Source organism: Paenibacillus artemisiicola, from assembly GCF_017652985.1.
Taxonomy (GTDB): domain Bacteria; phylum Bacillota; class Bacilli; order Paenibacillales; family Paenibacillaceae; genus Paenibacillus_Z; species Paenibacillus_Z artemisiicola.
This window is the reverse complement of sequence record NZ_JAGGDJ010000001.1, coordinates 227,950-251,815: the sequence shown is the minus strand read 5'-3', so window position 1 is coordinate 251,815 and position 23,866 is coordinate 227,950. Positions and strand designations below refer to the sequence as shown.

22 protein-coding genes are annotated in these 23,866 nt (G+C 63.2%); 7 read left to right on the top strand and 15 right to left on the bottom strand.

Going from position 1 to position 23,866, the window contains the following annotated elements:
* Nucleotides 1–33: 33 nt before the first annotated feature.
* The 3 genes from I8J29_RS01115 to I8J29_RS01105 are packed head-to-tail and all read left to right on the top strand — an operon-like array spanning nucleotide 34 to nucleotide 2,023.
* The gene (locus I8J29_RS01115; RefSeq protein ID WP_208845748.1) at nucleotides 34–918 is read left to right on the top strand and encodes an ABC transporter permease subunit; all 885 of its coding nucleotides are present in this window, start codon (nucleotides 34–36) and stop codon (nucleotides 916–918) included.
* Nucleotides 915–1,817 (top strand): ABC transporter permease, encoded by a 903-nt coding sequence (locus tag I8J29_RS01110; RefSeq protein ID WP_208845747.1) that lies wholly within the window; start codon nucleotides 915–917, stop codon nucleotides 1,815–1,817. Before I8J29_RS01115 ends, I8J29_RS01110 begins: the two co-directional genes overlap by 4 nt.
* A gap of 35 nt (nucleotides 1,818–1,852) precedes the next feature.
* Nucleotides 1,853–2,023 carry a hypothetical protein gene (locus I8J29_RS01105; RefSeq protein WP_208845746.1) on the top strand — a complete coding sequence of 57 codons (171 nt, stop codon included), beginning with the start codon at nucleotides 1,853–1,855 and terminating at the stop codon, nucleotides 2,021–2,023.
* Here I8J29_RS01105 and I8J29_RS01100 read toward each other — a convergent pair.
* The 5 genes from I8J29_RS01100 to I8J29_RS01080 all read right to left on the bottom strand — a co-directional run bounded on the left by I8J29_RS01100 (nucleotide 2,005) and on the right by I8J29_RS01080 (nucleotide 7,501).
* Nucleotides 2,005–2,622, bottom strand: coding sequence for a LysE/ArgO family amino acid transporter (locus I8J29_RS01100; protein WP_208845745.1), 618 nt, complete (start codon nucleotides 2,620–2,622; stop codon nucleotides 2,005–2,007). The two genes, I8J29_RS01105 and I8J29_RS01100, sit on opposite strands and share 19 nt — an antisense overlap.
* A gap of 127 nt (nucleotides 2,623–2,749) precedes the next feature.
* Nucleotides 2,750–4,924, bottom strand: a complete 2,175-nt coding sequence (locus I8J29_RS34365; RefSeq protein ID WP_338113020.1) for a copper amine oxidase N-terminal domain-containing protein — start codon at nucleotides 4,922–4,924, stop codon at nucleotides 2,750–2,752.
* 307 nt (nucleotides 4,925–5,231) lie between these two features.
* Nucleotides 5,232–6,026, bottom strand: a complete 795-nt coding sequence (locus tag I8J29_RS01090; protein ID WP_208845743.1) for an aldo/keto reductase — start codon at nucleotides 6,024–6,026, stop codon at nucleotides 5,232–5,234.
* Nucleotides 6,023–6,829, bottom strand: coding sequence for an NAD-dependent epimerase/dehydratase family protein (locus I8J29_RS01085; protein WP_208845742.1), 807 nt, complete (start codon nucleotides 6,827–6,829; stop codon nucleotides 6,023–6,025). Before I8J29_RS01085 ends, I8J29_RS01090 begins: the two co-directional genes overlap by 4 nt.
* A gap of 201 nt (nucleotides 6,830–7,030) precedes the next feature.
* Nucleotides 7,031–7,501, bottom strand: coding sequence for a DinB family protein (locus I8J29_RS01080; protein ID WP_208845741.1), 471 nt, complete (start codon nucleotides 7,499–7,501; stop codon nucleotides 7,031–7,033).
* Nucleotides 7,502–7,696: 195 nt separating this feature from the next.
* On the opposite strand from I8J29_RS01080, the gene I8J29_RS01075 reads away from it, so the two are divergent.
* Nucleotides 7,697–8,599, top strand: a complete 903-nt coding sequence (locus I8J29_RS01075; protein ID WP_208845740.1) for a LysR family transcriptional regulator — start codon at nucleotides 7,697–7,699, stop codon at nucleotides 8,597–8,599.
* 282 nt (nucleotides 8,600–8,881) lie between these two features.
* Here the strand turns inward: I8J29_RS01075 and I8J29_RS01070 are convergent, their stop codons facing one another.
* The 7 genes from I8J29_RS01070 to I8J29_RS01040 form a co-directional block, all read right to left on the bottom strand.
* Nucleotides 8,882–9,979 (bottom strand): Ger(x)C family spore germination protein, encoded by a 1,098-nt coding sequence (locus I8J29_RS01070; protein WP_208845739.1) that lies wholly within the window; start codon nucleotides 9,977–9,979, stop codon nucleotides 8,882–8,884.
* Nucleotides 9,976–11,085: a GerAB/ArcD/ProY family transporter gene (locus I8J29_RS01065; protein ID WP_208845738.1), complete on the bottom strand. Its 1,110-nt coding sequence runs from the start codon at nucleotides 11,083–11,085 to the stop codon at nucleotides 9,976–9,978. The genes I8J29_RS01070 and I8J29_RS01065 overlap by 4 nt, the downstream gene beginning before the upstream one ends.
* A gap of 4 nt (nucleotides 11,086–11,089) precedes the next feature.
* Nucleotides 11,090–12,412, bottom strand: a complete 1,323-nt coding sequence (locus tag I8J29_RS01060; RefSeq protein WP_208845737.1) for a spore germination protein — start codon at nucleotides 12,410–12,412, stop codon at nucleotides 11,090–11,092.
* Nucleotides 12,413–12,576: 164 nt separating this feature from the next.
* Entirely contained in the window at nucleotides 12,577–13,458 is an 882-nt protein-coding gene (locus tag I8J29_RS01055; protein WP_208845736.1) for a carbohydrate ABC transporter permease, read from the bottom strand.
* A gap of 22 nt (nucleotides 13,459–13,480) precedes the next feature.
* Nucleotides 13,481–14,389, bottom strand: a complete 909-nt coding sequence (locus I8J29_RS01050; protein WP_208845735.1) for an ABC transporter permease — start codon at nucleotides 14,387–14,389, stop codon at nucleotides 13,481–13,483.
* Nucleotides 14,390–14,487: 98 nt separating this feature from the next.
* Nucleotides 14,488–16,260: a type 2 periplasmic-binding domain-containing protein gene (locus I8J29_RS01045; protein ID WP_208845734.1), complete on the bottom strand. Its 1,773-nt coding sequence runs from the start codon at nucleotides 16,258–16,260 to the stop codon at nucleotides 14,488–14,490.
* 335 nt (nucleotides 16,261–16,595) lie between these two features.
* Complete coding sequence (locus tag I8J29_RS01040; RefSeq protein ID WP_208845733.1) at nucleotides 16,596–17,435, bottom strand: AraC family transcriptional regulator; 840 nt, start codon at nucleotides 17,433–17,435, stop codon at nucleotides 16,596–16,598.
* Nucleotides 17,436–17,544: 109 nt separating this feature from the next.
* Here I8J29_RS01040 and I8J29_RS01035 point away from each other — a divergent pair, with 109 nt between their 5' ends.
* Together I8J29_RS01035 and I8J29_RS01030 are read left to right on the top strand one after the other, a co-directional pair.
* On the top strand, nucleotides 17,545–18,426 hold the full coding sequence (locus I8J29_RS01035; RefSeq protein WP_240545808.1) for a phytanoyl-CoA dioxygenase family protein: 882 nt from the start codon (nucleotides 17,545–17,547) through the stop codon (nucleotides 18,424–18,426).
* Between the two features lie 50 nt (nucleotides 18,427–18,476).
* Nucleotides 18,477–19,313: a phytanoyl-CoA dioxygenase family protein gene (locus I8J29_RS01030; protein WP_208845732.1), complete on the top strand. Its 837-nt coding sequence runs from the start codon at nucleotides 18,477–18,479 to the stop codon at nucleotides 19,311–19,313.
* A gap of 221 nt (nucleotides 19,314–19,534) precedes the next feature.
* Here the strand turns inward: I8J29_RS01030 and I8J29_RS01025 are convergent, their stop codons facing one another.
* From I8J29_RS01025 to I8J29_RS01015, 3 genes are all read right to left on the bottom strand, one after another.
* Nucleotides 19,535–20,203, bottom strand: coding sequence for an RNA polymerase sigma factor (locus I8J29_RS01025; RefSeq protein WP_208845731.1), 669 nt, complete (start codon nucleotides 20,201–20,203; stop codon nucleotides 19,535–19,537).
* A gap of 175 nt (nucleotides 20,204–20,378) precedes the next feature.
* Nucleotides 20,379–21,029 (bottom strand): VanZ family protein, encoded by a 651-nt coding sequence (locus I8J29_RS01020; protein ID WP_208845730.1) that lies wholly within the window; start codon nucleotides 21,027–21,029, stop codon nucleotides 20,379–20,381.
* A 207-nt stretch (nucleotides 21,030–21,236) separates the two neighbouring features.
* Complete coding sequence (locus I8J29_RS01015) at nucleotides 21,237–22,154, bottom strand: AEC family transporter (RefSeq protein WP_208845729.1); 918 nt, start codon at nucleotides 22,152–22,154, stop codon at nucleotides 21,237–21,239.
* A 309-nt stretch (nucleotides 22,155–22,463) separates the two neighbouring features.
* On the opposite strand from I8J29_RS01015, the gene I8J29_RS01010 reads away from it, so the two are divergent.
* A complete protein-coding gene (locus tag I8J29_RS01010; protein WP_208845728.1) occupies nucleotides 22,464–23,774 on the top strand; it encodes a hypothetical protein in 1,311 nt (436 codons plus the stop codon).
* Nucleotides 23,775–23,866: the final 92 nt, after the last annotated feature.

Below are 23,866 nucleotides of genomic sequence, written 5' to 3'. Positions count from 1 at the left end.
TCGTTCGATTATCCCAAGAAAGGAATGCCCCGCATGTCAAAAGCCTTACAGGCCGTGTTAATCGTACCCGGCATTTTGTTGTTCGTTCTCTTGTTCGCCATGTTCCCCGCCGTGCTGCAGGGCAGCCAAGGCGCCGCCCTGCAATTTCATTGGGGGGACGGCTTCGCCGGCATCCGCCATTATTTCGCCGGCTTCTCTTCCGGCAGCTCGTTCCGTTATCTGTCGGGCAAGACGGAGCTGTCGTTCTGGGCGCAGATCGGCGCCAGCTTCTCCATCTCGGGGTTCTACACCGTCGTCGGCGGACTGGCGGGCTTGACGGGCGGCGTGCTGCTCGGGGTGTATTTCGCGGTGTCCCGCGCCCGCTGGATGAAGCGCGTCCTGGAGCTGACGGGCATATTGCCGGATTTCGTTATCGTCATCCTGCTGCAGTTCCTCGTCGTGTACGTCGCGTCGGAGACCGGCATGGTCGTCTTCAAAGTCGCGAGCGCGTCCTCGGATGACCCGGCGTTCGCGCTGCCGCTCATCTCGACGATTCTGATACCGGCCAACTACATGGTCCGGAACGTTGCCCTGCAGATGAACAACGCGTTCACGGAGGACTATATCAATTTCGCCAAAGCGCGCGGGCTCGGGAAAACCTACATCGTGTTCTTCCATGCCCTGCCGAACGTGCTCCCCTTCATTAAGGCCGACCTGCATAAATTCATGGGCATCCTGTTCGGCAACCTGTTCATTTTCGAATATTTGTACAACCTGAACGGCGTGACGCTCTTCGTCTTCTCCAACGCGTTCGCCTACAAAGGGTACCAATACGGCCTCGTGGTCAACGGACTGCTCGCGCTGCTTGCGCTCTACGCTGCCGTGTACGCGCTGCTGCGCGCCGTCGTGTACGGCTGGGAGAAGGTGATCGTGCGATGAACAAAACGCTGCTGGCCGGCCTCGTCGTCACGGCCTTCATGATCCTGGCCTCCCTGTTCGGCCATTACTTCGCGCCTCACGATCTGAACGAGTCCGCGCAAGTCAGCTACAGCGGCGGCACGTTGACCGTTCCGCCGCTTCCGCCGTCGGCGTCGTATCCGCTCGGCACCGACAAATACGGCTACGACATGCTCGCCAAGCTGCTCGCGGGTTCGCGGTACACGATCTTCGTCGCGTTCGCGGTAGCTCTCGCCCGCATGGCGATCGGCGGCCTTCTCGGGCTGATGGCCGGCTACTTCGGCAAGGCGAAGCCGCGCGCGGGACGCCTGCCGCTCTGGAACGTGCTGAACGGCATTCCGGTCTTCGTCATCGTCTGGATGATCATGATCGGCATCACGATGAATCCCGGGGCGTCCGCGCCGGCCATGTCGCTTATACTTGCCGTCGTGCTGACGGCCGTCGGGATCCCGTCCGTCGCCGGCACGATGAAGGAGAAGACGGCGATCGTCCGCGAGAAACAGTTCGTGCTCTCCGCCCGCTCGATCGGCGCCGGCTCCTGGCGGATTTTGCGGAAGCACGTGTTTCCGCATATGAAGGAAAGCTTCCTCATCCTGTTCGTGCAGGAGATCGTGCTGATTCTGGGCTTGTTCGGCCAGCTGGCGATCCTGAACATCTTCGTCGGCGGCACGAAAATGCTGTTCGATCCGGTCGAATACCTCAGCCGGACGAACGAATGGAGCGGGCTCGTCGGCCAGGCGCGGGACAACCTGTTCACGAACCAGTGGATTCTGTTCGTGCCGCTCGCCGCCTACGTGGTCTTCATCCTCGGCTTCCATCTCATCTCGGTCGGCTTGGAGAAGCATTACCGGAAGACGTTCGCCAAGGCGTCGCAGTTATAAGCAGCCATGCGCCGGCATACGGAAAAAGCCGCACAATGAACAAAACGCCAACCATCGGGTTGGCGTTCTTCAAACGAAGAAGACATTCGACAAACGCCAACCATCGGGTTGGCGTTTTGTCGTTGCTGGCGGACGCGGCGTTCGGCATGGCCGGCGCGGATTCGCGGACGGCGACCGTGCTGCGCGCTCAAGCCAGCAGCATGTAGACAAGGTACGCCGCCGTCCCCCACATGACGAGGGCGGAAAACCGATTCAGCCCCGCCTGCAGGCGGCCGGCGCGGTCTTTCGCGCCGACGATGCGGCCCGCGAGCGCAAGCGCAAAGTACCACAGCCACGAGACGAGGATGCAGATGCCCGCGAAGGCGATCTTGTCCGCGCCTTCGTAATTGAGCGAGCTCGTGCCGATCACGCCGATCGTGTCCATCAGCGCGTGCGGATTCAGCAGCGACACGGACAGCGCGAACGCCGCCTGCCGGCGCGGACCGAGCGGAGCCGGCGGTTCGCCGCCGCCGCCCGTGCCGGCGCCGCTCTTCCAGGTCGCCCGCCCCATGTACAGCAGGAAGACGATGCCGGCGAGCATCAGCGTCAGCTTGAGCCACGCGATGCCGAACGCGGCCGTCGAGACCCCGAGCACCGCGAGCAGAATAAGCAGCGTGTCGCAGAGCGAGGCGACGAGCACGGCCGGGAGCGCCCGGACATAGCGGCGCTGCGTCGCCCCTTGATTGAAGACGAACATATTTTGCACGCCGAGCGGCAGAATGAGACCGAGCGCCAAGACGAAGCCTTGAATGACGGCGCTAACCATTGCGATTCCCCCTTTGCTGCGCGTACGACCAAGCGATGGTTCCGGGAGGGAAATCGTTCTTGCGTCTGTCTGTACGGCGAAGTCAGCCTATTCTATCACGCGCCGCCGCAAATGCATAGACCGCCCGTCACGCCTTGCCGGCGGCTTTGGCGGCAGCATTGACGGGCGGAACCGTCACGTTCACGCTCCGGCTATCGGCGTTCCAAGCGACGGGCAGCCCGAACGCCGCCGTCACCGCGCGGACCGGCACGTAAGCCGTCCCGCCGCGCAATACCGGCTGCAGCTCCGCCGCCGCCGGCTTGCCGTCGATCCACAAGCGCATGCCCGCGCCGCGCTTCGCTTCGGACGGCTTCGTCCGGATCAAGACGGCGCGGGTTGCCGGATCCCATTGAACGGGTTGGCCCGACAGCGACGCGACGGCGCGCACCGGCACGTAGACGCGGCCCTCGCTCGCGAAGGGCATCAGCGCGGGATCGGCGGCAGGCACGCCGTTGACCGACAGAAACGCGCTTTCCGCCGGTTGAACCTCGGCGTAAAACGGCGCCCCGCCCGTATAGGGGACCAGGGAGAAGTACCCTTTGCCCGGCGCGATCGGACGGAGCGTTCCGTCCTCCGCCTTGCCGTAGGCCGGCATAGGGAAGCTGACGTCGTAGCGGCCGTAGGTCGTCGTCCCTTCGTACACCGTCAAGGACCCTGAACCGGCCGCGCCGGTCATCGGCGTCCAATGGACGGCGAGCTTGCCGTTCTTCGCCGTATCGCCGTCGTCCCCCCGCAAATGCGCCGATTGGCCGAAGCGGAGCGGGTTCGGAGCGATGTCCATGTACGGCAATTTCTTCAGCGCTTCGAAATCATGAACGGCGGCGCCGTCGCGGAGCACGAGGCTGTTCTTCCCGCCGGTCCCGCCGTAGACGAGCATCGGCCCTTGCGTCTCGTACAGGATGGCGCCGTCGCCGCCGGCGAAGACGATGCTCATGCCGTGGAAGAATTGGTCGTCCGGCACCTTCGGGATGTCTTCGCGGACGCCGTTCGACGCGAATTTCTTCAGCATGCCGCAGACCTTCGCGATCGCCGCCCGGTCGTCCGGATCGGCGCCGATCAGCGGCAGGTAGAGCTGGTCGGCGTCCTGCATGTCGACCGCCTTGACGGTCTCGGGCGCGCAGCCCGCCGCTTGCTCCCGGACGGTCCGGGGCTTGGGAAGCGCGGCCTGCTCCTCCGCGTAAGACGGGCGGAAATACGACAACCGGTCATGCGCGTACGGGCCGCCGAGCGGACTGTCGTAGAAGAAATCCAGCTGGCCGTGTCCCATGTCCGCGGCAAAGCTCAGCTCGTCGCCCGGATACGGAACCTGGTTATGGAGCGCGTAATCCAGGTCCTTCCCGGTCAAGAGCTTGCCGGCGAGCGCCGTGACGGAACGGTCTTTCAGGTCGATCAGCGTCAGCAGTCCCGTCCGATTCGGCCGAACGAGCAGATAGTCGCCGCCGATCGAGAGCAGCGAATAGCTGTCTTCGGCACCAGCAAGCTTGGTTAAATCGTATTCCTCCGCGATCTTGCCCGTCTCGTCATAGACGGTCGCGGTCCGCCCGTCCGTCAGCACCGTGCGGAACAGCCAGCCGCCTGCCCCGTCCTCGACGGGCAGCACGGTGACGTTATGGTCGAACCGCCGGTCGTAGCTGGCTTTCTTCTGCGCGAAGACGGTCCGGTCGCGAATGAACGCCTCGTACGCGTCGTAATGCGCCGGCGGTCCGCCGTACTTGTCGACGATGGTGATGACCGCTTGGCCGCCGCTGAAGCCGCTCGAGCGGATCGTCAGCTCGCCTTGAAAATCGGCGTCCACCCGTCCGATGCCGAGCACGGGCGATTGCTCGTCCTTCGCCCAGTACAGGTCGCCCGTGCCGCGGTTCAGCCATAGCGTGCCGCCGTCGTATGCCTTCACGAACGGCTTCGCTTGCGTCAAGGCGGCGGTCTTGCCCGCCTCGTCCCATGCGACGGCGACCCCGAATGCTTCCGCGAAGAACCGGAGCGGCGCGAAGACCTGGCCGCCTGCGCGCCGCAGCGGCGCGCTCAGCGCGACCTCCCTGCCGTTGACGGTCGCGGTCGTCGAGCCGAACGCCAGCCTCGCCTTCCGTTCGGGAGCTTGCATCGTGACGGATTGATCAGCCGCGTTCCAGTAGACGAGCGCCCGAGCAGCTCTCCGATGTCCCGGAGCGGGAGATAGACGGTGCCGCCGGCGACGAAAGGCGCCGCTTTCGGTACGAACGCTTTTCCGTTGTAGGTCAGCTTCACGGCATTGCCGTCGGCCGATGCGGCTGCGGCGATAGAGCCGACGGCCGAGCCGGCGGTGAGTGCGGGCGGCGCGGATGCCGGCAGCAGGAACGCGCCGGTCAAAAGCGAGGTCAAGAGCAGCGTGCGATTGCGTGATCGGTGAAGCATGGCATGGCCCCCTGTTCGATGGATATTCGGAACGAATACGCTTTCCAGACGCGACGGCGCGCCATAAGGTTCCATAAATTAGGAAAAAAAAGCCCCGGAGCCCGGGGCTTTTCCCTTCGTTACGGCCATAGATGACCGACTATGCCTGACGGCCATTACTTAGAAGAACCGCGGGCGGTTCAGCCTCCTCGCGACAGCCAGCCGCGCAGTCGAGCCGATTCCGCTTCGCTCAGCGGACCGCTTCGGACCGCCCGCAGATTGGCGTCGACCCATTCCACCCGGCGCATCGAGACGATGACGCGGTCGACCGCCGGCTGCGTCGCGGCCCAGCGGAGCAAAATATCCGCCGCGTCGTCCTTGTCCGCCCCGAGCTCGTCCAGCCGCCAGCCGCGGACGAACGGAGACAGCGCGATCGTCGCGATGCCCCGCTCCTTCGCGAGCCGGAACAGCTCTCCCGCCTCCCGGTAGAAGGCGTTGTACGGCGCCAACACCGCCGTTACCGGATGGCCTTCGGGCAGCGCAAGCAGATGCTCGGGACGCGCCATGCCGAGCGCGACGCGCTTGACCCGTCCCTCGCTCACCCAGCGCGCGGCGAGCGCCAGCTCCGCGCGCAGCCGCGCTTCGTCGTCATGGACGTGCACGACGAGCACGTCGATCCGGTCCGTGCGCAGCTCCGCCAGCATCGCCGCGAGATGCTCCGGCTCGTACGGCGTGAAGCCGACGAGTTCCCCTTCCTTGCCCGGCCGCTTGAAGAAATTCCACGCCATGATCTCGGCCTCGTCCCGGCGTCCGAGCCGATCGAGCACGTCGCCGAGCGCGACGCGCTCCTGGTAATACGTCGTATCGATCAAGCCGACGCCGCTGTCGAGGCAGGCGGCGACGATCGCGCATTGCTCCTCGAACGAGGCCTGCGGATCGTTGCCGAGCTCGGCGATGAACGAATGGCCGCCGAGGCCGAGCTTCGCCGCCGTCATTCGACGATCTCCCCGTCCCGCGCGCTTTCCGCGAGGAACGTGCCGAAGTGATAGGCCGGCCGGTAGCCCAGCTCCTCCCGCTCCTTCGCCAGATCGGGCGGACGTACGGCGTCCGGCAGCCGGAAGCCGTATCGCTCGATCACGCGTTTCGCGCCGGGATACAAGCGTTCCCACGCATCCGCCGGCGCATCGGCGTACGACCGCGCGTCGTCCTCCGTGAACCGGTCCTCCCGTACGATATGATAGGCGCCGAACTTCTGCGGCCCGTCTACCGCGAGCTCCACGGCCTGCAGGACGTCCCGCCGGTCGACGCCGCCGTGCAGCATGCGTTCGCCATAGTGGCGAAGATCCCGGAACGGCGTGAAATCCGCCGGCCGCAGCATGATGACTTCGATGCCGTGATGCTCGTGATAATAGCGGCACAGCTGTTCGCCGAGCTTCTTCGTGTACGCATAGAAATCATCGCCGTAGACGGACATGCTCGACAGCCACACCACGCGGCGCACGCGGTTGCGGACCGCCGAGCGGAACATGTTGAACGTCCCCGTCACGTTCAAGGCGTAAAATTCCTCTTCGGAGCGCTGCCCCATATGGATGCCGTGCCAGGCCGGCGTATGCACGATGACGTCGGCGCCTTCGGACGCGGCGTCCAGCGCGCCCGGCTCGCGAACGTCCGCGAGATGGAACGGCAGCTCCGCGTCGACCTCGACGACGTCGGACAAGCGGATGTCGTGGTTTTCCCGCAGCTGCTCCGCGGCGCCCGAACCCACGCTTCCGGAAGCCCCGGTGATCAAGATGTTCATTCTGATTTCCCCTTCCCTGTGAACGGCCGGTTGGACCTGCCCTCAGTATACCAATGGCGCCGATGCGGGGTAAGGAGTGAAAAAACGTTTACTCAGTAACCTTGAGGTAACTGCCGCCGCTGCCCGGAGGCGCCTCAAACGGTACGGCATCCGGCCCGACCGGCGCGCGTCCCGGCCGCAGCCGGGCGGAACGCCGGGCGCTTAGGCGGGGACGGCGGCTTTCAGCAAGCTCCCGCAAGCCGCGAGATGCATCGCCTCGTGCATCAGCGCGAAGTTGAACAATTCGCCCGCGGCATGGAACTCGAGCGGTCCCTGCCGCAGCGGCGGCGCAAGCGGCGCGTTCAGACGGTCAGGGGCGATGTCCGCGAACCGGTCGAGCTGGGCGGACAGCTCGCGGAGCAGCTCCGCCTTGGACGGCGGCGCCTCCGTCCAATCCGCCGGCTTCGTGCCGGAATTGAAGAAGGCGGCGTATGCGGACGGGATCCCGGAGCCGGACCCGAAGCAGAGCGTCATGTACGCGTCCGCCCAATAGACGAGATGCCCGACGTTCCAGCGAACGGTGTTGTTGAAGCCGGCGGGCTGGACGTCGAACAGCTCCTCGGGGATGGCGTCGACCTGCTGCAGCACGATGCGGCGCAGCGTCAGCGCCGAGTTTACGATGATTTCGGACATGGATGATTCCTCCTTTGGGATGGTAACGGCCGATCTGTGCCCAGTATAGGCCGCCTGCCGCGTCCGCTCAATGCAGCGCGCCTTACCATTGGATTAAGCGAGACTTACCGAACGCCCTTGGAGCGCATCCGCGCGAACGCTATAATGGGTGAGACCGGAACAAAGATTGCTATGGCGAAGAAGGGAGGTTCCGGCATGGAGCTGAAACAGCTGCACTATTTTATGGCGGTATGCGAGGAGCTGCATTTCGCGCGGGCCGCCGAGAAGACGGGCGTCAGCGCGCCGAACATCAGCCAGCAGATCCGCGGCCTGGAGGAAGAGCTCGGCGTCCTCCTGTTCGAGCGAAGCGGCAAACGCATCCTCCTGACCGAGGCCGGCGAAATCCTGCGGGAGCACGGCGCGGCCGTTTTCGGGCATTTGCGCCGCGCAAGCGACGCTATCGCCGACCTGAAGCAGACGAAGGGCGGCGCCCTCGTCATCGGCGTGCTGCCCGGCGACGCCGACCTGATGTTCGATTCGCTGCTGCTCGCGTTCCATCGGGCGCACCCGGCGATCTCGCTCTCCCTGCTGGAGAGCGCCGACGTGACGGAGCGGGTGCTCGACCGGACCATCGACGTCGGGGTGACGATCGAACCGGTCGCCGACGAGCGCCTGACGAAGATTCCGCTCTTCCGCGAGGAATTCGCGCTGGCGGTCGCCGCGTCCGTCCCGCTTGCGCGGGAAGCATCCGTCCCGCTGCGCCGGCTGCAGAGCGTGAAGACCGTCCTCTTCCCGCCCGAGCACCAATGCCGGCGGCTGATCGACCGCTTCTGCATGGAGCACGGCTTCCGCCTGAAGCCGCATATGGAATCGACGACGCTCTCCTCCCTGCTCCGCATGGTCGAAAGCGGCATCGGCGCGTGCGTGCTGCCGCGCCTGCTGCTGGATCATATGGACCGCAAGGACATCGCGACCGTGCGCCTGACGCAGCCCGTGCCGAGCCAGGATATCTGCCTGATCTACCGCAGCGACCGTTATGTCGGCCATGCGATGCGCGCGTTCATCAAGGCGCTGCGCGGCCACGTCGAAGCAATCGTCGCGCAGGCGAAAACGTCGTAAGCCGGCTCGCTGCGCCGGCCGCCAAAAAAACCGCCGGGGATCGCCCCGGCGGTGTTTGGCCTTCCCTGCTTGCCGCGTCCCGCGGCCTCTGGTCCGACCGGCTCGCTGCGCCGGCCGCCAAAAAAACCGCCGGGGATCGCCCCGGCGGTTTTTGGCCTTCCCTGCTTGCCGCGTCCCGCGGCCTCTGCGATTCGAACGGCTGCTAGCCACCGGGTCCGCCGACGCGAACGCCGCCTAGTCCGACGCCCGGTTTGCAGGCCCGTTCGCCGTAGGCGGAAGCAGTCATTTGATCCCCCCGGAGCTCTTAATGTCGATGCTGACCTTCGGATGGAAGGTCACCTTCGGGTAGAGCGCCTGCCACGCCTTCCACTCTTTCGCTCCGCCGTACCGGGTCGCGCGGTAGCGAAGGCCGAAGCCGACAGGGTCCACGTTCAAGCGCTGCAGCTTTTGAAGCAGGCGCGCGTAACGCGTTTCCGTCTGCCGCTCGGCCAGCTGCTCGTAATAGCTCCAAGGCCGCGTATAGAACGCTTCCGTCGACTCCTCCGCCTGCGCGACGATGCGGCCCTTCAGATGGATGGCCGGCGGGGAAGCTTGAATCTTGTAATCGTATCGGAAGCGATGCACGTTCAGCGCGAATTGCACCTTATCCGTCTTCGTCTCGACGTCGAAGTTTTGATTGCGCTCCACCAGCTCGTTGAAGATGCGCGTCTCGTCCGCGGAGAGCACGGCTTTCATCCGCTCCTCGTCGAAGACGGCGACCTGATCGATCAGGAACGCGCCGTCGTCGATCGTGCGAATGACGGGCAGATACGGATCGATTCCCTTCTCCCGCACCCTGCGGTGAAAATCGAATAAATGCTCGGTCGCGATAAACGACGATTCCGTGCCGTCCTGGTCGAAGCTGAGGAACAGGCTGTCCCCCGGGAACCGCTCGGAATTGGTCTTGACGTTCAGCACTGCCTCGGCCGACGGGTCGCCGACCGCCATATACGAAGCGCTTTGAATGTCGCGCCGGCGCAAGAACCAATCGAGCAGGTCTTCGCGCAGCAGCTCGTCGCTCACGTCCTTGCCGACGACGATCATTTTCGATTGCGTGAAGTCGAGCTCCTTGTCGACCTTCGACTTGATGTGGCGTACCGCTTCCGCGATGGAGCTGGCGTCGTCGGAGACGAGCCGGTACGTATTCGTCTCGCCGGGCTGAATCTTGGCGAACGGCACGGCCAGCTTCAGGGAGACGCGGTACGCCTTCTCTTCGGCATGCGACTTGTCGATGCCGATCGCCATGACGAAGAAGCGGCGGTCGATGTCCTTGAACCCGCACCCGGACAGAATCGCGAGCAGGAGCAGCCACCCCGCGAGGCAGGCGCTGAACCGCTTCATGACCCGGCCCTCCGCGCCAGCAGCCGTTTCCCCGCCACATACACGCACGCGACGAACAGCAGGTCGATCGGCAGGCCGATCTGCATCCATTTCGAGATCGTTTTGAACAGCGTCGCTTCGTCGATCCGGAGGCCGAGCACGATGGTGGCGATGCCTGCGAGCGCGCAGATGCCGAACGCGATCAGCTTGGTGAGCGGCGTGTTCTTGCGATAGTCGAACGCGCGGAAGCAGCTGCCGATCGTCTGCGCGCCGATGTGCCAGACGAACATCGTGTAGGTGAACGTGATCACGAGCGAGACGAGCAGGTAAATGGAGATCACGCGCTCGATCAAGATGTATTTGATGCTGATGGCGTCCATCGTCGAAACCCACGTATAGATGTAATCGTCCACGCCGTCCGTCCCGTGGAACCCGATGGGGATGAAGAACGACAGGATTTCCAGCGCGAAGCCGATGAACGGAATCGCCCACACGTACCGGATCTTCCGGTCTTCCGTGAACAAGCGGTTGAAGATCGACAGCGTCAAGAAGCCGGCGAACGTGTTGGTCGAGGCCGAGAGGCAGTTCCAGGACGGCGGGATCCAGGTATAATCCAGCATGGCGCGGATCGAGTCGACGTTCAGGCTCTTGCTGAACACGCCGTGCAGCAGCAGCACGAGCAGCAGCGGCACGCTCAGCACGAAGATGATTTCGGTGCTGTACATCACCGCTTTCGACGACTGCGCCGCCGCCAGGCACGTCACCGTCACGAACAGGATGAGCAGGATCGACGGCGCCATGTCCGGATTCAAATATTTGGCGAACACGAACGTGCAGTGCACCCAGACGATCGCGCCCGCCGACAGCGAGCCCAAGCCCATCACGAAGAGAATCGGGACGTACACCGCCTTGGGGAGCGAAGCCGCGAAGATCTCGGGCACGCCCTGCCCTTTGAATTTGCGCATGGTCGCCGTGAACGCCGCGATCAAGACGACGGCGATCGCCGGTCCGATGGCGAACGACAGGATCGCGCCGCGAAACCGTTCGTCGATATGCACGCGCGGGACGAAGATGACGGTATGGATCAGCATGGCCACGATCACGAAATAAAAGAAATAGCGCGTCATCCGCTCACCTGCTTTTTCGCTGTTCCCCGGGAAACAGCTTTAAGTACGGCCTTCCGAAGCTCTGGAGGCTGGCCGCGTAGACGATAAAGCCGAAAATCCCGGTCACGACGCCTGCCAAGCCGAAATAGATCGCCAGCAGCACGAGCGGAAACTTGGCCGCCCGCATGGCATAGCTCATCGTATTGATCGGAATGACGAAGTTCGAGATCGCGACCGCCGACGCGATGATGATCATGATGCTGCTGACGAGTCCCGCTTCCTGCGCCGCCTGCCCCAGGATGAGGCCGCCGACCGTCGTCGCCGTGGAGCCGATATGCTTGGGCAGCCGGATGCTCGCTTCCGTCAGCGCTTCGGTCAGGAACAGCATGAAGAAGACCTCGTAAAACGAGGAATACGGAACCGCCGCGCGGCTGCCGGCGATCTCGATCGCGAGCTGGGCCCGCAGAAATTCCGGATTGTACGACACGAACGCGATATATAAAGCCGGCAGCGTCGTCGTAATGAACGCGCTCAAATACCGCAGCGCCTGCAGCGGGTGAACCAGCCAGGGAAACTGGTAGGCATCGTCCATGGAGACCATGAAATCGTAGAAGACCGCCGGGAAATAAACGGCAAACGGCGTTCCGTCCAGCAACAGAATGACTTTGCCTTGGCTAAGGTTCAAGATCGTGCGGTCGGGGCGGTCCGTCGCCATCGCGGTCGGGAACAGCTGGTACCGGTTCGTCAGGAGCATCGACAGCTGGTTCGCCGCCTGCACGACCTCCGCTTTGACCTTCGTCAATCGGCGGTCCAGCCCGAGCAGCAGATCCGGCTCGACCTTCGACTCGTCGTAGATGATCGCCAGCTGCGTGCGGCTCTGGAGTCCGACCTCCGTATATTCGACGCGCAGGTTCTTCGAAGGATACCGCATCCGCACGATCCGCACGTTCGTCTCGACGTCCTCCGAGAACGACGTCTGCGGACCCTGCAGGATGCTCTCCACCGTCGCGTCCGTCGGCTTGGTCGTCGGCGTTTTGCGCGCCTCAATCGCGGCGATGCTTCCGTTCCGGATCACGAGCGCATAGCCGTGCAGCAGCTTGTCGGCGGTCTGCTCGCCCGGCTCGATCGTCTGGTAGCCCGAGCTCAGCTTCAGCCTGGCCATGAAGTCCTGCATGCGGACCGACAAGCCGAACGGGTCCAGGATCGTCTGCTGAATATACAGCTTATCGCAGAGCGAGGACAGATAATACAGCCGCGCCGCGTCGGATCCGATTCGCAGTTCGCGGCTGACCAGATCGACGGACTTCGTCACGCCGGGAACGGCGTCTTCCGGGTTGAACCGCTCCATGGCGCCACCTTCCTTGGTCGTTCGTTTGGCGGTTAGGCTTCCCTGCGCCGGCGGTTCGTATCCATAAGCGGCCGGATGCGCCAAAAAAACCGCGAATTGGCATTCGCGGTTTTTCTCGCGGTTCCGGGTTCATGTGCTCGCTCGTTCGCGAAGGGAGCTAAGACCTATTCCTTCACGGAGCCGAGCATGATGCCGGAGATGAAATACTTTTGCAGGAACGGATAGACGCACAGGATCGGAATGGACGCCACGAACACCTGCGCCGATTTGATCGTGCGGTCGGACACCATGCTCATCAGCTTGGCGTACTGCTGCGTCATGACCTGCGAGTTGGACTGCACCAGAATCGTCTGCAGATACGATTGCAGCGGATAGTTCTTCTGGTTGTTCATGTAGATCAGCCCGTCGAACCAGGCGTTCCAGTGGCCGACGGCGATGAACACGACGAGCGTCGCCAGGATCGGCATCGACAAGGCCAGGTACAGCCGCGCCAAGATCCGGAAGTGGCCGGCGCCGTCCATGAACGCCGATTCCTCGATCTCCTTCGGGATGCCGCGGAAGAAGTTGGACAGCAGCAACACGTTGAAGACCGACACCGCGCCGGGCAGGACGAGCGCCCAGACGGAATCGAGAATGCCCGTGTACTTGACGATCATGAACGACGGCACGAGGCCGCCCGAGAACAGCATCGTCACGACGAGGTACCAGGCGAAGGCCGACTGGTGCTTGAACGACGCTTTGTTCTTCGACAGCGGGTAGGCGATCAGGATCGTCAGCAGCATACTAACGAATGTTCCGAGCACGACGCGTTCGATCGAGACGCCCATCGCGGTCCAATACTCCGATTTGTTCAAAATGTATTCGTACGACTTGAGCGTCGCCTTGACCGGCCACAGCGTCACCTCTCCCGCGTTGACCGCGCTGCTCGCGCTGAGCGAGACGGACAGCACGTGGATCATCGGCACCACGCAGCTCAGCGAGAAGAGTACGAACAGCAATCCGTTCAGCGTCGCGAACGTACGCCTTCCGATAGAACGATCCGGCATAATCGGCGTTCCCCTCCTTTTCCTAGAAGATCCGGTGATCCGATACTTTGCGCGCGACGTAATACGAGACCGAGATGAGCGCGAGGCTGACGACCGACCGGAACAGCCCGATCGCCGACGCGAGCGAATACTGCGACTGCTGCAGGCCCATCCGGTACACCCACGTGTCGATGACGTCGCCCGTCGAATAGACGAGCGGGCTGTACAGCATGAGCACCTGCTCGAAGCCGGCGTTCAGGATGTAGCCCATGCTGAGCGTCATCATGAGGATGATCGTCGATTTGATGCCGGGAATCGTAATGTGCAGGATCTGCTTGAACCGGCTTGCCCCGTCCATGACGGCCGCCTCGTACAGCGTCGGATCGATGATCGTGATGGCGGCCAGGAACACGATCGTCCCGAAGCCGGTCACTTGCCACGTCTCCGTGCCGACCAGCACGTACGGGAACAGCGACGCCTTCGACAGGAACACGACCGGCTCGAAGCCGAGCTTGCCGAGCAGCATGTTGATCAGCCCTTCCCGGGAGAGCAGGTCGCGCAGGATGCCGCCGAGGATGACCCAGGACAGAAAATACGGGAAATAGATGATCGTCTGCACGACGCGGCGGAAGAGCTTCGAGACGATCTCGTTCAGCAGCACCGCCACGACGATCGCCGCGAGCGTCTCGACGACGATTTTCATCGAGGCGATGAAGAGCGTGTTCAGCACGACCTGCTTCACGTCGGGAATGTACGCGAGCCGCCGGAAGTTATCGAAGCCGACCCAGTCGGAACGGAAAAACCCGAGGCTCGGCTCGAACCGCTGGAACGACATGACGACCCCGAACATCGGGAGATAGGCGTAGACGAACAAGACGACGACCGGCGCGATCAGCATGACGTAGAGGGCCAGCTGGCGGCGCGGGATCGTTAAGGCATGCAGCAGTTTCATGGCTTCCCTTCACTCCATTCGGCTTCCGCCGCCCGCGGGATGACGGCGGCCGCGGGCGAGCGTCCGTCCGCAGCCGGCCCGCCGCGGGCGCCGGCGGTCTATTTGCTGTCGAACCAGCTTTGGATGCTTTCCTTGTTCTTCGCTTCGAACCACTTGTTTACGCCGGAATAAACCGCCGACATGTAGATCGCGTCGTACTGCTTCAGAAAGTCGTCGTATTGGCCGATGTCGCCGCCTTTGACCACGTTCAGGAACATGACGTCGTACGCCTTCTTGATGATCGGCGCGTTGTCGATCATCTCCTGCGTCGGCATCGCCGTATATTCGTTCATCTGGAACGCCTTGTTCTTGATGTAGCCGTCGACGACCGCGAGGCTGCCCTGGTCGGTATACGACAGGTAGGACGGGAAGCCGGCCTTGTCGTTCTTGTCGGCGTACGCCTTCGCTTGGTCGTAAAACAGCTTGTCGGATTCCGGCATGCCGTCCGCCTTGCCCGTCTTGAACGCATTGCTGACGACCTGGAACGCCTCGTAGTTGAACGACGGATTGTACACCGGCATCGGATACGCCAGGAAGATGCCGGAATTGTCCTTCGGATCGGTGTTGTACTTGCCGAACTGCATCGTCTCCGGATTGTTGTTCAAGTCGTGGTACAGGTTCTCCATCTTCACGAGCGCTTCGGGATGCTCGACGCCTTTGCGCGCCACGCTGATGCCGAGCACGGTCGCGGCCGTCACGGAGGACTTGGCCTGCTCGCCGTCCGCCGACGGAATGGCAACGGGCAGCCACTTATTGTCCGGATGCTTGTCGAGGTTCAGATTCAGCGGCCACCACGCGTCCCACAGCCCGCCGAAGACGACGCCGGACTGGTTGTTGACGATGGACTCGTTGTACTTCGTATCGTCGAACGTCGCGAAGTCGGGGTTGATGTAGCCCTTCTTGTAATAGTCCTGCAGCTTGAGCAGCGCCTTGCGCGTGTTCTCGCGGTGCTCGGGACCGAACATGCCGTCCTCCAGCTCGCCCTTGCCGTTCTTGACCCAGATGTTCGGGTAGGCATGGAACATGTTGAAGAACGCGTCGCCGATGCCCCAGAAATTCGACGCGATGTTCGCGTCCGCGAGCGCGATCGGGTATTTCTCGCCGCCGCCGTTGTCGTAGTCGTTGTTCTTGAACGCGCTTAGAATCTTGTCGAGGTCGTCGACCGTCTTTGGCAGCGTCAGGCCGGCCTTCTCCACGTTATCCGAGCGCATCCACAGCATGAAGCCGGAATCGTGGTACGTCTGGCCGTTCGGAATGCCGTAGACTTTGCCGTTCTTGGTGACGCCTTCGAGCAAGCCCGCGTAATCGCCGGTCAAATATTTCTTCATGTATGTCGAGCCGTAGTCCTGCAGCGCCTGGGTCAAATCCGCCAGCTGTCCCGTCGAAGCGAGCCGCTCGAACTGCGACGGGGAGACGTAGAAGAAATCCGGCAGGTCGCCGCTCGCGATCATGAGGTTCATCTTCTCTTCGCCCTGCGCGCCCGGCGACGTCCAGTTGAACTTCAGGTCGATCCCGAGCTTCTCGGCCCACGTGCGCGTGTAGATGTTGCTCTCGAGCGTGTCGGGCTTCTTGAGGTTGGTCGCCACCTCGTTGTTCGTGTGCACGGTCGTGACCGTGATCGGCGGATCGTATTTGCCGTACGGATCCTGCGGCGGCTCCGCGTTCGGATCGAGCTGCACGGCCGTCTCCGAGGCCGCGTTGCCGTTCTTCGTCCCGGCGTTCGCGCCCGAGGCGTTCCCCGTACCGCCGTTGCCGTTGCCGGAGCAAGCCGCCAGAATCAGCGTCAAGGACAGGCCGACGGCGAGCGGCGCAACCGCGTTCTTCTTGTTCATGCTGAATTTCCCCCTGTACGAGCCGGATGAGCCCGTCGTTTTGAAATGCGCAGGACGTCTCGCGTTGTAAGCGCTTTACGATCTGAATGCATTATAGAGCACGCGCCTTGGGCCGTATTGTATAATCGCGATGCTATTTGTAAAATTGTCATAAAAAAATGGCGGCCCCGATCCCGGGTGCCGCCGTTTCTCCCTCGATTCAAGCCTACTTTCCGCGCCGCTGCAGCCTTCGGCCGATCGGGCCTCCTCCGTCCCGCTTCATTAAGGCACCCGGCCCCAATTGTAAATTTTTGCTTGCCGCTTGTCCCGGGGCCATCGACGCTCCACCCGCTTCGCTACGCATAGCCGTGCTGCCCGCGGTATTCCTGCGGCGTCCGCGAGACGCTCGCCCGGAACGCCTTGGAGAAATGCGCCCCGTCGTAGAAGCCGCTGACGATCGCGATCTCGGTGATCGGCATCGTCGTCGTCTCGAGCAGCCGCTTGGCGCTCTCGATGCGCGCGGCGAGCACGTATTGGCCGATCGTCGTCCCCGTCACCGCCTTGAAGAGCTGGTTCAGGTAGCGCTCGTTCAGCCCGTGGCGGGCGGCTACGTCCGGCAGCAGGATTTTGCCGCCGATGTCCATCCGTTCCTGCAAATCCTCGATGACCTGCCGGACGATCAGCTCGTGCTTGTTCCGGTGGCCGGCATGCTCGGCGAGCTCCATGTAGATTTTCACGAAGATGTGCAGGAAATAATTCTTGGCCAGCACCGAGACGTGCCGGTCCATGCGCAGCTCCGTCATGAAAGCGCGGAATTCCGCCTGCAGGCCCGGCATCGCCAGCGGGGCCGCTTCGAAGTCGAGCAGCCGGAACAGCTCGGCCATGCGCGCGTTCAGATCCGGCGCATCGAACCGGAACATCACGTAATAGAGATCGAACGAACCTTCCTCGCAGAAGCTGCTGCGGACGTCGTCGGGCACGTAGATGAGGTCGCCGTGCTTGAAACGCAGCGTCCGCTTGTCCTGCACCACGGTGTTCGTCCCCCGCGTGTAATAGTTCAGCTCGAAGCCCGAGCCCGCGCCGTTCCAGCCCCGGTCCCGCCAGAAGCCGAACGCCGGGAACGAAAACCGGTGCCATTCCCGGTCGAACAATTCGATCAGCGATTTCAGATGCGACGCCGGTTTGAAGCTGTTCATCGCGCAGCACCCCCCAGTTTTTCTTACAATTTTACAATTGATAGAATAACTATACAATACGGATCGCGGATTGTGAACTATACTCGGAGTAGTTCTGCAGGGGACTATCATGCGAAGAGGGATGTGGGCCATGAAGGAGACGGTCGGACATATCACGCAAGAAGATAAAGAATTTTACAAGGAGAACGGCTACTGGGTCAGCCCGGTGCTGTTCGGCGAGGACGAAATCGCGGAGCTCCGCCGCGCCCACGACCGCATCTGGTCGTTCGATTACGACGGCGACGGCTACCCGCTGGAAGAATGGCGCCCGTCGAACAATCCCAAGATGCTCCGCAAAATCGACAACTCCTGGTGGATCAACGACGCCGTCCGCAAGACGGTCACGAACCCCGTGCTCGGCCGGATCGCGGCGGGCCTGATGGACAGCTCCGGCGCGCGGCTGTGGTACGACCAGGTCATTTACAAGCCCGGCACCGGCACCGGCGAGAAGGATGCCTTGTCCCCCGGCAACGTCGGCTGGCATCAGGACTATATCTACTGGCAGTGCACGGATACCCCGAATCTGGTCACCGCCTGGATCGCCCTGCAGGATACGGACCTGACGAACGGCTGCATGTCCGTCGTGCCCGGTTCGCACAAGTGGGGGCTGCTCGGGGGCAGCGACGCGTTCTTCAACCGCGATCTGGAGGCGGTCAAGCACCGCATCGCACAGGAATCCGGACGCGAATGGAAGGAAGTCCCGGTCACGCTGAAGGCCGGCCAGGCCAGCTTTCACCACGCGCTGACGATCCACGGCTCCGGCCAAAATCATTCGGCGGATCCGCGCCTCTCCGTCGTCGCGCATCTCATGCCGGACGGCATGGCCTACAAGAAGCACGGCCATCACAACGTCGACAACATCCGGCTGCTCGGCCCGCGCCCGAAGGAAGGCCAGCGCTACGACAATCACTATTGGCCGCTGCTGTACGCCGAACATTCGCATCAAGACTAACCGCTCCCGCATAAAAATACGGCCGACAAGGGCCTCTGGAGGTACCGACAATGAAAATGCAACTGACGCCCGAAGAACGGCAGTCCGGCAAGCTGGATCCCGAGAAGCTCGCGATCGCCGTCGAGCAAGTAAAAGCAAACGGTTACATCGTGCTCGACAAAGTGTACGGCGACGAGCAAATGGCGGAGCTGCGCGGATCGTTCGACCCGCTGTTCGACGAGTACATCGAGCGCCGCGGCTACAATACCGGCACGAACCGCGCCCAGATGCACCTGCCGTTCCAAGCGCCGTTCAACGACCCGTCCATTCTCGAGCATCCGATCGCCATGGCCATCATCGACGGAGTGCTCGGCCCATACAGCAAGATCAGCTATTTCGCCTCCGACACGCCGATGCCCGGCTCGGACTATCAGGCCGTGCATTGCGACATCAACCCGCTGTTCCCCGAGCTGTCGGTGCCGCTGCCTCCCTTCAGCCTCGTGCTGAACATTCCGCTCGTCGACACGACCGAGGAGAACGGCCCGCTCGAGGTTTGGCCGGGCGGCACGCACCTGCACGGCGACCGGGCGAACCAGGACACGCTCGGCGGCGTCGTCAATCCGCACATGCACATCGTGCGCGCGTCGCAGTACATGCACTCCGAGAAGGTGTACATGTCCGCCGGCTCCATCGTGATCCGCGACATTCGGATGTGGCACCGCGGCACGCCGAACCGTTCGGACTACCGCCGCACGAACATCGCCTTGATCTACAACCGCGACTGGTACGGCTCGGGCTATTCCATCCAAATCCCGCGCGAAACCTACGACGCCCTGCCGAAGCGCTCGCAGCAGCTGCTCCGCGCCGAGAAGGTCGGCTATCCGGTGATGATGCCGTGGGAATGGTAAGATCGTCACGGTCATCGTCGCCCGCTTCCGGGACTGGCTTGGATTAACCGGCCGGCTGCGTGTACGCGGCGGCATGCGGACGCACGAAAGGCCCGTTCCGGGAGGAACGGGCCTTTCGGCGGTTGCGCAAGCGGGTCAGGTTCGCGCCGGCGGCAAGCGAGCCGTCTCATGGCGCCATGCAAGCCAGCGCTTCCGCAGTCCGAAGCATCGCCGGCGCCAAGTCAGGCGGACGTCTCCGTCGCCTCCGCCTTGCCCGACATCGCCTGCAGCTTCTTCTTGGCGCGGTGAATGAGCGTTTTTACGGCGCCGACGGACAAGTTCAGGATCGACGCCAGCTGCTTGTACGACAAGCCGTACTCGTACACGAGCACGAGCGCCTTGCGCGCTTCCGGCTTCAAGCTTTCGAGCAGCTCGTATTCGTCCGGCACCTCGGCAAACCGCCCGATTCCGCCGTCGCCCGCGCCGGAGACGGCTTCCATCCGTTCGCTCGAGATTTCGAGGCTGCGCACCCGCTTGCGGTACAGGTCGATCGCGGTATTGCGCGCGATGACGGTCAGCCAGCCTTCCTGAACGTCCGCCGCGCCCGTCTCGCCGAGCCGGCGGAATATTTTGATGAACGTCTCCTGCGCCGCGTCCTGGGCCAGAAAATGGTCGCGCAAAATCGCGTACGCACAATAATAGACGTGCTTGTAATACCGTTGGTAACAGGCGTCGAACGTATCCCCGGCCTCGTACGCGGCCGCCGGGCCGCCGGCCTGAGCAGCCGCGCCGCGCGGCTCGCCTTCCCCCGCGTCCCCGCCGAAATCGCCGAGGCCTGTCCGCGCGGCGAGATAACCGCCGTATCCCGAATCGTCCGGAGCATCGTGATGCCGTTCCGTGTTTGGTGACATTTCGCTTCCTCGCTTTCGAGCTTCCGTTTCGTCCGTTTCATCATAAACAATGAACTTTAAAGAGAACCAAAGCAATTCTTAAATTTTTATAAAATCGTAACCCGGGGTCGTACGGAACCGCGTGTACGATAGCCGAAAATAAAAAAAGCAGCCCCTCGCGGGACCGCTTGTCGGCTTACGTATGCGCGTCGCGCGCTTCGGCGGCGAACAGCCGCCCCTGGGCCGCGCCGGTCAAAGCGGCCGCGATCGGCGGCGAATCGCCCGTTCCGTTCGCCGCCCTATCCGGCGTCGGACGCGCCGTGTCGTACGGAGCCCGCGTCCTGCCGCCCTGCTCCCGGTTCGTCCGCCCGCGGAACGGATTCGCCGCAAGGAGACGGTAGCCGATGCAGCCGAGCAGGCCGCCGGCGGAATTCAGAATCATGTCGTCGACGTCGAAGCGGCCGATGGCGAAGACCGCCTGCGCGCTTTCGAAGCAGAAGCTCAGGCCGAACGAACAGATCAGCGCGCCGAAGAGCGAGATGCCGTTGCGGGACAGCAAGCCGAGAAACACGCCGAAGGGCAGGAATATCGCGACGTTGCCGGCGACGTTGACGAAGCCGTGCGGCGTCATCACGTGAACGGTCCGCGAAATTTCCTCGAACGGGACGAGATTGCCCGCGTGCACTCGCCAGCCGACGTCCTGCGGGTTGCGGACGCTCCGCAGCAATTCCGCCCACAGATAGCCGGGCGAGATCGGATTGAACTTGAAGAGGACGATTTTGAATAATACGTACATATACAGCACGAACGACGCGAGCTCGAGCTTATGCGCCAGCTTTTCTTTCATGGGCAATCCCTGCTTTCCGGTGGTCTTTGTTTCGCGTAAGACCAGCTTAAGGCAGACTCCTTAAAGAGAAAGCGGGCAATTTTTAAGTTTTCCTAAAAAGCCGCCCGGATCGCGGCGCGCGTGCGCGGCGCGGGAAGCGCCGTACTGCCGGCGGCCGCGTCCGGCGCAGGTCCTGCCACCACCGGCTCCGCCGATTCCCGCGCCGCGTCAGAACCCGTGCGCCCAATGGATGATGAGCGGCAGGTACAGGAAGCTCGCGACCGTCGTGATCGCGACGTTCAGCGCCGTCATCTCCGGATCGCCGCCGTACTTCTCCATCATGACGACGGAATTGATCGCCGACGGCATCGAGGATTGGACGAACAGCACGGACGCCTCCAGCCCGCGCAGACCGAGCAGCGAGATCGTGAGCCAGGACAGCAGCGGCACCCCGGCGATCCGCATGGCGACGGCGATCCAGAGCTCCCGCCGCATCCCGCTGCGCCAGTTGGCCTTCCGCAGCTGCATGCCGAGGATAAGCAGCACGACCGCGGCATAGGCGCCGCCGATGAGCCGGAATCCGTCCGCGAGGCTGTCCGGCAGCGGGATGCGCAGCGCGTACAGCAGGAGGCCGACGGCCGCGGCGTAGATCAGCGGATTGCGCGCCATCGCGACGGCGGCCTGGCGCGGACTGAACGAGCTGCGCGACGAAATGTACAGCCCGAGCGTGTTGACGAGCACGATATGAAGCACCACGTTCGTCACGCCGATCGCGAAGCCTTCCGTGCCGAACGCGAGCAGGAGCAGCGGCAGCCCGTAATTGTTGGAATTGGCGAAGATCGTCGTCATCTCCATGGACCGGAGCGACGAGCGGTCGAAGCGAAGCGCCTTGCCCGCCGCGAGCGACGCCGCCCAGCACAGCGCGGTCTGAAGCGCCGTGAACAGCGCGATATGCCCGAACGAAGACGAATCGAGACTGCTGCCGGCGAGCGAGCCGACGATAAGGCAGGGCGACAGGACGAACAGGCTGAGGTCGGCCAGCATCTTCGTATCCGGGGACTTGAATGCCTGGTAGAGATAGCCGAGGAGACACGCCATCAAGATCGGCACGCTGACCGAGCCGAATATCGCGAAATAAGCTTGCATGGGAACATCCGCCTTCTTTCGTAACCGCTGGATTTACTTGTCATTGTATACGGCGGCGGCCGGGCATTGAAATATATAAATCGAATGAGTTTTATAAATTCAGCCTATAGCGAGGCGGCGATGACGGCGATACCGATAGCAACGCGGCGATCGGGGGCCGGTTATCATCGCCCGTCTTGGCTCGCTTGTTTCGGGCCGCATCAAAATAACACATCAATTGCGCGGTTCGGGCCATAGGCTTCGGCGCGGGCGATCTGCCATAATAGGGGCAAGCAAGCGATACCAGCCGTTTCGGAAAGGGGAATCCGCATGTTGAAATTTTCCGGCATCGCCAACCCGTACGCGCTCGGCAAATACGGCGTCGAGCAAAATGCCCGCGTCCTGCAGCGCTATCGCTTCCTGCACGAAGGTCTGCTGAAAGCGGCGGCCGGGCAACTCCCCGGCCGCGAGGATTGGGATCTTCGGGTGGCCATGTGCCGCCACATGTACGAGGACGCCGAGATCGCGAACCAGTGGCGCGAGCGGATTCCGGAGCTCCGCACGTCGAGCGCCGTCCTATCGAAAGAGCCCGACCCGGTCCTCTCCCTTCTGATGGACGAGCTCGTCCACGCCGGGAGCGACTTGGAATGGGCGTCCGCCGTCTACGAAGTCGTCAAGCCGGCTTTGCTGGCCGCTTACCGGGAACATATGGCGGCCACCCAGCAGATCGTCGACCAGCCGACGATCCGCGTTTTGCGCGGCGCGATTCTCGATCTTGAAGCGCAGCTCGAATGGGGCGAAGCGTTCCTGGCCGAGCTGCGCGCCTCGGCGGCCGCGCAGGACGCGACCGCTGACGCGACCGCTGAAGCGGCTGCCGCGCAGGACGCGCCGCCGTTCGCCGACGCGATCGCCGCCTTCCTCGCGGCGGCCGGCGGCGTCGCGGGCGAGCTGTCCCGGCCGACGGATCTGCCGCGCCGCGGGCGCTCCCGGACGACGTATGCCGTGCCGGGCAGATCCGTCCGCGATCCCCGCAAGATGGGCGAAACGACGTGGGCGCGGACGAGCGTCGCGAATCCGCCGGACGATCCCGCGGGGCGCGAGCTGCTCATGAAGATGCGCGTCCGCCAGGAGGAGATGACCGCGTGCGACCTGGTCGCGGCGGTGCTGTACGGCCAGAAGAACATGCCGTGGGCGTTCTACCGCGATCTCGCGCGCCATATTTGGGACGAAGCGCGGCACGCCATGTTCGGGCAGGCGGCGCTCGAAGCCGACGGGCACGAATGGATGTCCCGGCCGCAGTACACGTCCGATTACGACATCAACGCGGACAAGATTCCCGCCGTGCAGTACGCGTGGCTCAGCATCGGCATCGAGGAAGGCGCGATGATCAGCCTTGGCAAGAAGAAGGAGTACGAGTGGTGCCGCGACGAAGCGAAGCATCCGCTCATGGCGCAGTTCCAGGATTACGACTGGGCGGACGAAATCGTCCACGCGAACCTCGGACGGAAGTGGACGCCGGACCTGATGGGCGAGGAGCTTCCCTTCGTCCGCGAGGCGGCGCAGAAGGAGCTGCGGCACTTCTTCGCCGAAGTCGACAAAGCGAACAAGGCGTTCGCCCGCGGCGAAGCGTCCAAAGCTTAGCGCGGCGCATCGGCGGCGAAAACAGCGGCAACGCAAAGAGCGGCAGGCCCGGACCCCGTCCCGGACTGCCGCTCTTCGGCGCATTCGCTTGT

Bases quoted from the DNA above. Each gene is read 5' to 3' on its own strand.
- I8J29_RS01115 (WP_208845748.1), top strand. From the start codon at position 34: ATGTCAAAAGCCTTACAGGCCGTGTTAATCGTACCCGGCATTTTGTTG.
- I8J29_RS01110 (WP_208845747.1), top strand. From the start codon at position 915: ATGAACAAAACGCTGCTGGCCGGCCTCGTCGTCACGGCCTTCATGATC.
- I8J29_RS01105 (WP_208845746.1), top strand. From the start codon at position 1,853: ATGAACAAAACGCCAACCATCGGGTTGGCGTTCTTCAAACGAAGAAGA.
- I8J29_RS01100 (WP_208845745.1), bottom strand. From the start codon at position 2,622: ATGGTTAGCGCCGTCATTCAAGGCTTCGTCTTGGCGCTCGGTCTCATT.
- I8J29_RS01090 (WP_208845743.1), bottom strand. From the start codon at position 6,026: ATGACGGCGGCGAAGCTCGGCCTCGGCGGCCATTCGTTCATCGCCGAG.
- I8J29_RS01085 (WP_208845742.1), bottom strand. From the start codon at position 6,829: ATGAACATCTTGATCACCGGGGCTTCCGGAAGCGTGGGTTCGGGCGCC.
- I8J29_RS01080 (WP_208845741.1), bottom strand. From the start codon at position 7,501: ATGTCCGAAATCATCGTAAACTCGGCGCTGACGCTGCGCCGCATCGTG.
- I8J29_RS01075 (WP_208845740.1), top strand. From the start codon at position 7,697: ATGGAGCTGAAACAGCTGCACTATTTTATGGCGGTATGCGAGGAGCTG.
- I8J29_RS01070 (WP_208845739.1), bottom strand. From the start codon at position 9,979: ATGAAGCGGTTCAGCGCCTGCCTCGCGGGGTGGCTGCTCCTGCTCGCG.
- I8J29_RS01065 (WP_208845738.1), bottom strand. From the start codon at position 11,085: ATGACGCGCTATTTCTTTTATTTCGTGATCGTGGCCATGCTGATCCAT.
- I8J29_RS01060 (WP_208845737.1), bottom strand. From the start codon at position 12,412: ATGGAGCGGTTCAACCCGGAAGACGCCGTTCCCGGCGTGACGAAGTCC.
- I8J29_RS01055 (WP_208845736.1), bottom strand. From the start codon at position 13,458: ATGCCGGATCGTTCTATCGGAAGGCGTACGTTCGCGACGCTGAACGGA.
- I8J29_RS01050 (WP_208845735.1), bottom strand. From the start codon at position 14,389: ATGAAACTGCTGCATGCCTTAACGATCCCGCGCCGCCAGCTGGCCCTC.
- I8J29_RS01045 (WP_208845734.1), bottom strand. From the start codon at position 16,260: ATGAACAAGAAGAACGCGGTTGCGCCGCTCGCCGTCGGCCTGTCCTTG.
- I8J29_RS01040 (WP_208845733.1), bottom strand. From the start codon at position 17,435: ATGAACAGCTTCAAACCGGCGTCGCATCTGAAATCGCTGATCGAATTG.
- I8J29_RS01035 (WP_240545808.1), top strand. From the start codon at position 17,545: ATGCGAAGAGGGATGTGGGCCATGAAGGAGACGGTCGGACATATCACG.
- I8J29_RS01030 (WP_208845732.1), top strand. From the start codon at position 18,477: ATGAAAATGCAACTGACGCCCGAAGAACGGCAGTCCGGCAAGCTGGAT.
- I8J29_RS01025 (WP_208845731.1), bottom strand. From the start codon at position 20,203: ATGTCACCAAACACGGAACGGCATCACGATGCTCCGGACGATTCGGGA.
- I8J29_RS01020 (WP_208845730.1), bottom strand. From the start codon at position 21,029: ATGAAAGAAAAGCTGGCGCATAAGCTCGAGCTCGCGTCGTTCGTGCTG.
- I8J29_RS01015 (WP_208845729.1), bottom strand. From the start codon at position 22,154: ATGCAAGCTTATTTCGCGATATTCGGCTCGGTCAGCGTGCCGATCTTG.
- I8J29_RS01010 (WP_208845728.1), top strand. From the start codon at position 22,464: ATGTTGAAATTTTCCGGCATCGCCAACCCGTACGCGCTCGGCAAATAC.